The sequence below is a fragment of the Paracoccus zhouxuedongae genome (genome assembly GCF_041927815.1).
Taxonomy (GTDB): domain Bacteria; phylum Pseudomonadota; class Alphaproteobacteria; order Rhodobacterales; family Rhodobacteraceae; genus Paracoccus.
Window position 1 is genome coordinate 548,535 of the sequence record NZ_JBHFHM010000001.1, and the last position, 8,479, is coordinate 557,013.

The 8,479-nt window shown below is 67.3% G+C and carries 10 protein-coding genes and 1 tRNA gene; 3 read left to right on the forward strand and 8 right to left on the reverse strand.

What is annotated here, in order from left to right:
- Nucleotides 1-25: 25 nt before the first annotated feature.
- On the forward strand, nucleotides 26-676 hold the full coding sequence (locus ACEYYA_RS02880; RefSeq protein ID WP_374797359.1) for a GntR family transcriptional regulator: 651 nt from the start codon (nucleotides 26-28) through the stop codon (nucleotides 674-676).
- 339 nt (nucleotides 677-1,015) lie between these two features.
- Here ACEYYA_RS02880 and ACEYYA_RS02885 read toward each other — a convergent pair.
- From ACEYYA_RS02885 to ACEYYA_RS02895, 3 genes are all read right to left on the reverse strand, one after another.
- Nucleotides 1,016-1,091: transfer RNA gene (locus ACEYYA_RS02885), tRNA-Ala, on the reverse strand.
- An 823-nt stretch (nucleotides 1,092-1,914) separates the two neighbouring features.
- Nucleotides 1,915-2,394 (reverse strand): hypothetical protein, encoded by a 480-nt coding sequence (locus ACEYYA_RS02890; RefSeq protein WP_374797361.1) that lies wholly within the window; start codon nucleotides 2,392-2,394, stop codon nucleotides 1,915-1,917.
- A gap of 308 nt (nucleotides 2,395-2,702) precedes the next feature.
- Entirely contained in the window at nucleotides 2,703-3,029 is a 327-nt protein-coding gene (locus ACEYYA_RS02895) for a TIGR02300 family protein (protein ID WP_374797363.1), read from the reverse strand.
- 283 nt (nucleotides 3,030-3,312) lie between these two features.
- Here ACEYYA_RS02895 and ACEYYA_RS02900 point away from each other — a divergent pair, with 283 nt between their 5' ends.
- The gene (locus ACEYYA_RS02900) at nucleotides 3,313-4,008 is read left to right on the forward strand and encodes a M48 family metallopeptidase (protein ID WP_374797365.1); all 696 of its coding nucleotides are present in this window, start codon (nucleotides 3,313-3,315) and stop codon (nucleotides 4,006-4,008) included.
- On the forward strand, nucleotides 4,008-4,661 hold the full coding sequence (locus ACEYYA_RS02905; protein WP_374797367.1) for a GntR family transcriptional regulator: 654 nt from the start codon (nucleotides 4,008-4,010) through the stop codon (nucleotides 4,659-4,661). The genes ACEYYA_RS02900 and ACEYYA_RS02905 overlap by 1 nt, the downstream gene beginning before the upstream one ends.
- A gap of 607 nt (nucleotides 4,662-5,268) precedes the next feature.
- On the opposite strand, the gene ACEYYA_RS02910 is transcribed toward ACEYYA_RS02905, so the two are convergent.
- The 5 genes from ACEYYA_RS02910 to ACEYYA_RS02930 form a co-directional block, all read right to left on the reverse strand.
- Nucleotides 5,269-5,625, reverse strand: a complete 357-nt coding sequence (locus ACEYYA_RS02910) for a winged helix-turn-helix domain-containing protein (protein WP_374797369.1) — start codon at nucleotides 5,623-5,625, stop codon at nucleotides 5,269-5,271.
- 80 nt (nucleotides 5,626-5,705) lie between these two features.
- On the reverse strand, nucleotides 5,706-7,094 hold the full coding sequence (gene lpdA / locus ACEYYA_RS02915) for a dihydrolipoyl dehydrogenase (protein WP_374797371.1): 1,389 nt from the start codon (nucleotides 7,092-7,094) through the stop codon (nucleotides 5,706-5,708).
- Between the two features lie 116 nt (nucleotides 7,095-7,210).
- Entirely contained in the window at nucleotides 7,211-7,606 is a 396-nt protein-coding gene (locus ACEYYA_RS02920) for an MAPEG family protein (RefSeq protein ID WP_374797373.1), read from the reverse strand.
- Complete coding sequence (locus ACEYYA_RS02925; protein WP_374797375.1) at nucleotides 7,606-7,998, reverse strand: MAPEG family protein; 393 nt, start codon at nucleotides 7,996-7,998, stop codon at nucleotides 7,606-7,608. The genes ACEYYA_RS02920 and ACEYYA_RS02925 overlap by 1 nt, the downstream gene beginning before the upstream one ends.
- Nucleotides 7,995-8,252: a hypothetical protein gene (locus ACEYYA_RS02930; RefSeq protein ID WP_374797377.1), complete on the reverse strand. Its 258-nt coding sequence runs from the start codon at nucleotides 8,250-8,252 to the stop codon at nucleotides 7,995-7,997. The genes ACEYYA_RS02925 and ACEYYA_RS02930 overlap by 4 nt, the downstream gene beginning before the upstream one ends.
- Nucleotides 8,253-8,479: the final 227 nt, after the last annotated feature.

Genomic DNA, 8,479 nt, shown 5'->3' on the forward strand with positions numbered 1-8,479 from the left:
GTTCAAACGCCACAAGGATATGCCGATGCCGAAAGACGCCTATGACCTGATCCTCGATGCGATCGAAAGTGGCCAGTATCGGCCCGGCGACCGCTTGGTCGAATCGGAACTGGCCGAGCGGTTCGGCGTGTCCCGCACCCCCGTGCGCGAGGCGTTGCAGCGGCTGGAAACCCAGTCGATGTTGGCCCGCGACGGCCGCAGCCTGATCGTCAGCTCGCTGGACCATACGCAGCTTGCCGAACTGTATACCGTCCGCGCCGAGCTGGAGGCACTGGCCGCGCGCCTGGCTGCCCGCGCCGCCAGCCCCGAGGAAATCCGCGTTCTTTACGCCATGATCGAGGAAGACCGCGCCCGGCTGGACGACCCGCTGGCACTGTCGCGCGCCAACCGGCGGTTCCACGATCAGCTTCATCTGGCCTCGCACAACCGCTATCTGGTGCAGCAACTGGCGCTTGTGCATCGGTCGATGGCGCTGATGGCGACCACGTCGCTGGCCGCCGAGGGCCGGTCGCGCGCCTCGCTGGATGAGCATCAGGCGATCGTCGATGCGGTGGCGGCCGGTGATGGCGATGCTGCGGCGGGTGCGCTGCGCAAGCATATCTCGAAAGCCTTCGAGACCCGCCTGCGGCTTGAGGCGCAATCGCGCCAGACCGGCACACGGCCTGTGGCGGAGTAGGCGCAAGCTGATTGCCGATGCGGTAGCGGTGGATGCGCGAGGGCGTGGCCGTTGGCGGGGTGTCGGGGCGATCTGGCGTGGTCAGCGGGACCGGCTGATGGATCATCAGCTGCGCGGCACGGCATATGTGGTCGACTGTCCGGGACAACGCCGCGTAACTGGTGGAGACATCCAGCGGCGTTCAGGCGTCGAAAGCCCGTGCAAGTGTCGGCACGGCAGCAGTTCGGGCCTATCTTGATGGCAGCACGGTCTGTCGCTTGCGCCAGGCCCCCAGAGCGGTTTTCAAAAGCACCCAAAGCGCTGACTTTGCGCCCGTTTTTCATTATCGAGGGGGTGAATTGGTGGAGCCAAGGGGAGTCGAACCCCTGACCTCTTGAATGCCATTCAAGCGCTCTACCAACTGAGCTATGGCCCCACCGGAGGTCCGGATCAGGCAGCGCCCGTTCCGTGAGGGGCGATATAGAAGGTCACGCCGGGGGGCGCAAGCGGTAAAATGACATTTCCTGGACGCGGCGGGAAAGAGGACGGATCAGGACCGTCTTGGGGCGCGCAAGATCATGAAAAAGCGTGGGACTATTTTGTCAGGGCGCGCAGGAATCATGGCGCGCGTTAACCCCTTGGTCAGGTTTATGCGCCAGCCTAGCGATGGACTGGCTGGATTCGGGTGGGGCAAGATGGTGATGTTTGCCTTGGCGATTGTGCTGGCTTTGGTGCTGGCGGCGCGACTGGCGCACGGGCTTGTCTTCGGGCCGCTGTCCCGGCATCAAGCGCCGCGCGCGCTTGTCCTTTGCCTGCGCCACCTGTTGCGCCCGCGCGATCCACCACGGCAAGGAAGGCTGGCGCTGCCGCCCTGCCGCGCGGGGCCATTGGATTGCTGCCGGGACGCTGATGGAACCCCGCAGCCAGCCTGATGCCGAGCCTGCGGTCCACCGTGCTAGCGGGGACTTTGCTGCCGCGCTGTCACGCCGCGCCTTTGGCTTGCTGAGGAGCTTGTCAGAAAAGCTGATTCCCACGCCACGCCATGTGCCACGGGTTCTTGACCCGTCGCGGTTCTTTCGCTGTCTGTGCGGGCTTGCCGATCGACGCTGACGTGTCTGTTCCCCCCCGCCGTGGGGCTTTTGCGGGCGGCGCGTGATCTTTGGAGGCCGGTGGGTATGTGCGCCCGACCCTGTGTCGAGACGGGCGCGCGGATTTCCACAGACGTGCGCGTCGATTCTGGTGGCCAACTGTGGCGGACGTCACGCTATCTGCCGCGCAAGCCGTTGGCCGACCTGCCCGGCGTCGGGTGATCTGGCGCGCCACATGATGGGCGTCGGAATATCTTGCGCATCGGATGATCGGCGGCGATGAAGATTGATGATAGGCACCGTCCCTAACGCATGAAGGGTGATATCGCTCAGCGTCCTGGTGCTGTTACGGCGATTTCCGCTGCGACGAGCGCGGATTGCAGCGCAGGCTCGGGTGGCGGTGCGGGCACCGGTCGTGATGCTCTCACCGGTCGCGACGCAGACACCGGCTGGGATACCGGCGCGGATGGCGATGCGGGCACGGGTCGTGATGCAGACACCAGTGGCGATGCGGACACCGGTGGTGCTGCAGGCGCGGATGGCGATGCCGGTGCGTAGTTGTAACGAACGATGCTGATCCCGGCGCGGCTTATGTCGCGGGTGGCGTTCGTCGCGCCTGCCGGGATGCCTGCGCTGCCGCTGGCGAGTCATGCCGCTATGGGCCGGGGTGAACGATATCTTCAGATCCCAGGCGCGTCAGTGGCGACATCGCGCGAGGCGACGACCAAAGACGCGGCGAATCCGCATTGCGCCAAGCTCGGACGTGGCGACGTCTTGCGGCTCGCTTCATTGTGGCTGGGGGCCGGGCCATGAATCCCGGGCGATCACAAGGGCCATCTTGGTCAGGATGCCCGCTTCGGACGCTCCTGGCGCCCGCTCTGTCGCGCCGACCCGTGCAGCAGCCCGTCCAGCCGGTTGAGCGGTCGGTCGCGCCGAATATCGGCGCGACCGGGTGGTGATCAGGCCTCGTCGTCGGACCCGGCGACATCGGCGATGTCGTCCAGCGACACGTTGTCGTCCTCATCCTCTTCCAGAAGATCGTCATCCAGATCGACATCGGCGGCATCGTCATCCAGATCGTCTTCGGTCAGATCATTGTCGTCATCGACCTGGCCGCGCGCGGCGGTCTTGTCAGACACCAGAACGCGGCCACGGCCGGCGGTCAGGCTTTCGGCGGTGAAGATCTGGCCGCATTCGGGGCAGGTCATCGGGTCGCGGTTCAGGTCGTAGAACCGCGAATTGCAATGCGGGCACAGCCGTTTGACGCCCCATTCCTCTTTGGGCATGGACAACTCCTTTCGGGGCAGCCATCGGGGGCTGCGGTTCGTGGATTCGGTGCGAACTGCCACAACGACCGGGGGGTGTCAAAGGGATTCGGCCACGGCCCGAACCGATGTGCCCGCCGCGCCCGTGGCCCGGTGCTGCCCGCGGCACAGGTGATGCCGCGCGCGGGCCCGGAGGCACGCGGGGAACGGCAATGCAGCCCGGTGATCGCCACCGCTGTCGGGCGCATCGCGCATCCGCGCGGCCCCCTTGCATCCGCCCGGCGCGGCGCGGCAAAGTGGCGCCATGACCCAGCATTGGCTGCCCACCGATCCGCCGCTTGAACTGACGCTGCGACGCTCTGCGCGGGCGCGGCGGTTCTCGCTGCGGGTCTCGCGGTTGGATGGGCGGGTGATGCTGACCCTGCCCACCCGCGCCAGCGAGGCCGAGGCGCTGGCCTTTGCCCGATCCAAGGCCGACTGGCTGCGCCAGATGCAGGCGGCGGCGCCGGTCGGTCGCTACCTGGCCGATGGGCAGATGCTGCCGGTCGAGGGCGTGGCGCGGCGGTTGACCCCGGCGCCGCTGCGCGTGCCGCGGATCGAGGGCGAGGCGCTGCTGGTCCCCGCCGGACGCGATCCCGGACCGGTCGTTCAGGCCTGGCTGCGGCAACTGGCCCGCACCCGGCTGATCGCCGCCTGCGATCGTCATGCCGCGCGGCTGGGGCGACGTATCGCGGCGGTCAGCCTGCGGGACACGCGGTCCCGCTGGGGATCTTGCACCCATGACGGGCGGCTGATGTTTTCATGGCGGCTGATTCTGGCCCCGCCCGAGGTGCTGGATTACGTCGCCGCGCATGAGGTCGCCCATCTGGCCGAGATGAACCATTCGCCTGCCTTCTGGGCGGTCGTGGCGCGGCTGATGCCTGATTACGCCCGCCACCGCGACTGGCTGCGCCGTCATGGCGCCGGGCTGCACGCCTGGCAATTCACGGCCCGCGACTGATGCAAAAGCCGCGCCAACCCGAGCCTTTGGCCGCCACCGCCGCGCATGAACGCCTGTATCGGCAATTGCGCACGCAGATCATGGCGGGTGAGATCGACCCCGGCCAGGCGCTGACATTGCGCGGTCTGGGCAAGGCACATGGTCTGTCGATGACCCCGGTGCGCGAGGCTTTGCGTCGGCTGGCGGCGGAGGGGGCGGTGACGATTTCGCCCTCGGGCCGGGTGGCAACGCCCGAACTGAGCACCGAGCGGATCGAGGAACTGGCCGCCCTGCGGGCGCTGATCGAGCCGGAACTGGCCGGGCGCGCCCTGCCACGCGCGCATCTGGCGCTGATCGACCGACTGGCCGCGATCAATGCCGCCAATGCCGAGGCTGTCGCACGCCACGACGCCGTGGCCTATATCCGCACCAATCTGGAGTTCCACCGCACGCTGTATCTGCGCGCCCAATCGCCCGCGATGCTGGCGATGGTGGAAACGCTGTGGCTGCAATTGGGGCCGACGATGCGCGCGCTGTATCGCAAGGCCCAGCGACATGAGCCGCCGCGCCACCACCGCCTGATCCTGGCCGCCCTGCGCGCCGGGGATGAGCCGGGCCTGCGGCTGGCGGTGCGCACCGATGTGACGCAGGGGCTGCGGCATCTGGCGGGGTAGCGGGCTGGTGCAGCCAGGTGGCGGCTGTCGCGGTTATCGACGCCCGCCTTGGGCCGCGCTCCGGCGCGTAGTCGCGGCGGTTTGGGGGCCTGGCTGGCTCCGCGTCGCGCCGAGCGATTGCGGCAACGTCGCGTGATCCTGCCGCATCCGCTGAAGGTCAACGACGGGGCTGGTTTGGCGCGGTCGCCTTTGCCGCGTCAAAGGGCTGGTGTGCGGTGTCAGTGGGAGCAGGTCGCCAGCAGGCGCCGATCACATGACGAACGCCCGATCCAGCAGCTGAACGGGCACGGGTGCGGACCTTGAACGGGTGCGCGTCACCCGCTTCCCGACCGCCCTTTGGCCATTGCGACATTCCTTGATCGGCAGCCGCTGCGTCGTGCCGCGCAGCGCGCCGTCGCCTGCCAGGCCTTGACAGATGCCCACCAACGGGTGATGCCGCCCGCGTGGGGCCATAGCCTGGCTGGTCATCTGCACCAGCGGAGAGATGTGGCGACCTCTCGGCCTCACACGCAGGCGGATGCGGTGGGGCCAGGCGGGCACGCCACGACCTGCGCGCCCCCGCAAGGCCATCGCGCGCCTCAGGGCGCGACATGCCCCCATCCGGGCATCAGCCGGTCGTCTTGCGCAGCCGGTGCAGCGCGGCGATGCGGTCGGCGTTAACGGTTTGGGCCGCATCCTCGATGTCGCGGAACAGGGTCAGGACGTGCTGACCGGTCGCGGTCAATTCGGCACCGCCCCCGCCCGGGCCGCCGCGCGCGCTGCTGACAAGGGGGGTGTGGAACATGCTGTTCATCGCCTCGACCAGCATCCAGGCGCGCTTGTAGCTCATCCCCAGCTCACGCCCGGCGGCCGAGATCGAGCCGGTGCGCGCGATCCCGTCCAGCAGCGCGGCCTTGCCGGGGCCGAGCATCTCGGTTTCCGACAGGTAAAGGCGCAGGAACAGGGGCGGGTGCAGGTTCGGCATGGTCGCATCATCGCCGCAGCCGGGCGGGGTGGCAATGCCCCGCCGGACCGACCGGCGGGGCGGGGGCTCGGGGTTGGGTATTAGGCGTGGATCGCGCCGTCGCCGCAGGCAAGCGCGGCCTCGCGCACGGCTTCGGAATAGGTCGGATGGGCGTGGCAGGTCAGCGCCACATCTTCGGCCGAGGCGCCGAACTCCATCGCGACGCAGATTTCGTGGATCAGATCACCCGCGCCCGGTCCGATGATGTGGCAGCCCAGGATGCGGTCGGTGTCCTTGTCGGCCAGCATCTTGACGAAGCCATCGGCCTGATGGACGGCCTTGGCGCGGGCGTTGCCCATGAACGGGAACTTGCCGACCTTGTAGGCGCGGCCCTGTTCCTTCAGCATCTCCTCGGTGGCGCCGACGCTGGCGACCTCGGGGGTGGTATAGATGACGCCGGGGATCACGGCATAGTTCACATGGCCATGCTTGCCCGCGACGATTTCCGCGACGGCCATGCCCTCATCCTCGGCCTTGTGGGCCAGCATCGGCCCGGTGATTGCGTCACCGATGGCATAGAGGCCCTTGATATTGGTGGCAAAATGGCCGTCGGTCTTGATCTGGCCGCGGGCCTCCATGACGACGCCCAGATCGGCCAGACCCAGGCCATCGGTAAAGGGCTTGCGGCCGGTGGCGACCAGCACGACATCCGAGGTCAGGCTGGCCTCGCTGTCATCCTTGCGCAGTTTGTAGCGGGTGGTGGCCTGGCCCTTGCCCGCCTCGACGCCCTGAACGGCGGCGCCCAGGATGAACTTCAGTCCCTGTTTGGCAAGGATTTTCTGAAGGTTTTTCGACACTTCCGCATCCATGCCGGGGGTGATGTGGTCCAGATATTCGACCACCGTCACCTCGGCCCCCAGCCGCGCATAGACCGAGCCAAGCTCAAGCCCGATGACGCCCGCGCCGATCACCACCATGGATTTCGGCACTTTCGGCAGCGCAAGCGCGCCGGTCGAGGTGACGACGGTGGTTTCATCCACGGTCACGCCGGGCAGGCTGGCGGGGACCGAACCGGTTGCAATCACGATATTTTTCGCCTCATGCACCTCATCCCCGACCTTCACCTTGCCGGCCTCGGGGATGCTGGCCCAGCCTTTCAGCCAGGTCACCTTGTTCTTCTTGAACAGGAACTCGATGCCCTTGGTGTTGCCGTCGACGACGCCGGCCTTATAGCCCTGCATCTTGGCCCAATCGACCTTGACCTTGCCCGCCTCGATCCCCATTTTCGCAAAGTTTTCATGGGTTTCGTGAACCATGTGGCTGGCGTGCAGCAACGCCTTGGAGGGGATGCAGCCGACGTTTAGGCAGGTGCCGCCCAGCGTCTCGCGGCCCTCGACGCAGGCCACTTTCAGGCCCAGTTGCGCGGCGCGGATGGCGCAGACATAGCCGCCGGGGCCGGCACCGATGACGATCAGATCAAAGTTGGACATGGGACGTTTCCTTCCTCAAAATCGGCGGGCACGGGATGTGCACAGAAGCGGCACAGCTTGTGCACAACCTGTGCACAGGCTGCGCGCGGTGGATGGGCGGGGCGCGCAACAGGCTATCACAGCAGCGCCGCGATCAGCATCGCCAGCGTCGCCATAAACCCGATGCCCCAGATGATCGACCGGCCCGGCGTCCAGCCGAAGGCATAGGCCGGAACGTAAAGCAGCCGCGCCCCCAGATAGGCCCATGCGCAGGCTGCGGTGAAGGCGGTTGACTGGCCCGAGACGGCGATGACCACGGCGGCGATGCCGAACAGGATCAGCCCCTCGAAATGGTTGTTCAGTGCGCGCTTCAGCCGCCCGGCCAGAACCGGCAGATCGGCCGGGGGCGCGCCGTCGCGCGGCCCGGCGTGATAGGCCGCTAGCGGGCCGCGATTGGCCACCACGGCGTAAAGCGCGAATTGCACCGCTTGCAGCAGCGCGGCCAGGGTCAGGGCGGACAGTTCGGGCGTCATCATAGCAGGCTGGCCACGATCATGGCGAAGGTGGCGAGCAGCCCGGCGGTATAGATCAGCGAGCGCCACGGCACCCAGCCAAAGGCATAGGCGGGCAGATAGAGCGCGCGGGCCGCGACATAGGTCCAGGCGCAGATCGCGGTGAACAGGCTGGCTTTGCCGGTCAGCGTGACCAGCACGACGGCGATGATGAACAGGCCGATATTCTCGGTGTGATTGGCCAAGGCGCGCCGCAGCCGCTGGGTCAGCGGCGAGAGCTTCGCCTCGATCCCCTCGCGGGTGCCGGTATTGCCATCGCGGCCGACGTCAGCCTCAAGCGCGCGTTGCGACCAGGCGACGGCGGCCAGATGGATGAAGGCGGTGGCGGCGAGCGCGGCCAGTTCGGGGGTCATGCCGTCCTCACATAGTGATATTCGGATGCGCTGACGCCGCCGGCTGCGGCGATCAGATCACCCATGGCCGCCAGTGCCTTTTCGGCGCGCCCCCGGTCGCTGAGCTGATACAGCACGAACACCCGCGCCGCGCCATCCTCGCGCCAGATTTGCAGGACCGACAGCCCGGCCTGTCCCAGGGCCTCGGATTGGCCGTTGAAGGCGGCCTTCCAGCGGTCGTAATCGGCGATGTCGTAACGGGCGATCAGTTGCATGGCTGCCTCCGGTGGGTTGGCGGTGACCGGGGGCTGTCTGCCCCCGGGCTCCCGAGGATACTACCCCAAGAAGAAAACGGCATTGCTTTCTTCTTGGTCGAAATATCCCGCGGGGGTGCGGGGGCGCGAAACCCCCCCTTTTGTGTTTCCAGATCCACCAGCAGACGGCGCGGGTCTTCCAGCGCTTCTTTCCCGCGCACGAGGAAGGTCACGGCGCCCTTGTCGTC

Excerpts from the sequence above, each read along its gene's own strand:
- ACEYYA_RS02880 (WP_374797359.1), top strand. The coding sequence starts at position 26 with ATGCCGAAAGACGCCTATGACCTGATCCTCGATGCGATCGAAAGTGGC.
- ACEYYA_RS02890 (WP_374797361.1), bottom strand. The coding sequence starts at position 2,394 with ATGACTCGCCAGCGGCAGCGCAGGCATCCCGGCAGGCGCGACGAACGC.
- ACEYYA_RS02895 (WP_374797363.1), bottom strand. The coding sequence starts at position 3,029 with ATGCCCAAAGAGGAATGGGGCGTCAAACGGCTGTGCCCGCATTGCAAT.
- ACEYYA_RS02900 (WP_374797365.1), top strand. The coding sequence starts at position 3,313 with ATGACCCAGCATTGGCTGCCCACCGATCCGCCGCTTGAACTGACGCTG.
- ACEYYA_RS02905 (WP_374797367.1), top strand. The coding sequence starts at position 4,008 with ATGCAAAAGCCGCGCCAACCCGAGCCTTTGGCCGCCACCGCCGCGCAT.
- ACEYYA_RS02910 (WP_374797369.1), bottom strand. The coding sequence starts at position 5,625 with ATGCCGAACCTGCACCCGCCCCTGTTCCTGCGCCTTTACCTGTCGGAA.
- lpdA (WP_374797371.1), bottom strand. The coding sequence starts at position 7,094 with ATGTCCAACTTTGATCTGATCGTCATCGGTGCCGGCCCCGGCGGCTAT.
- ACEYYA_RS02920 (WP_374797373.1), bottom strand. The coding sequence starts at position 7,606 with ATGACGCCCGAACTGTCCGCCCTGACCCTGGCCGCGCTGCTGCAAGCG.
- ACEYYA_RS02925 (WP_374797375.1), bottom strand. The coding sequence starts at position 7,998 with ATGACCCCCGAACTGGCCGCGCTCGCCGCCACCGCCTTCATCCATCTG.
- ACEYYA_RS02930 (WP_374797377.1), bottom strand. The coding sequence starts at position 8,252 with ATGCAACTGATCGCCCGTTACGACATCGCCGATTACGACCGCTGGAAG.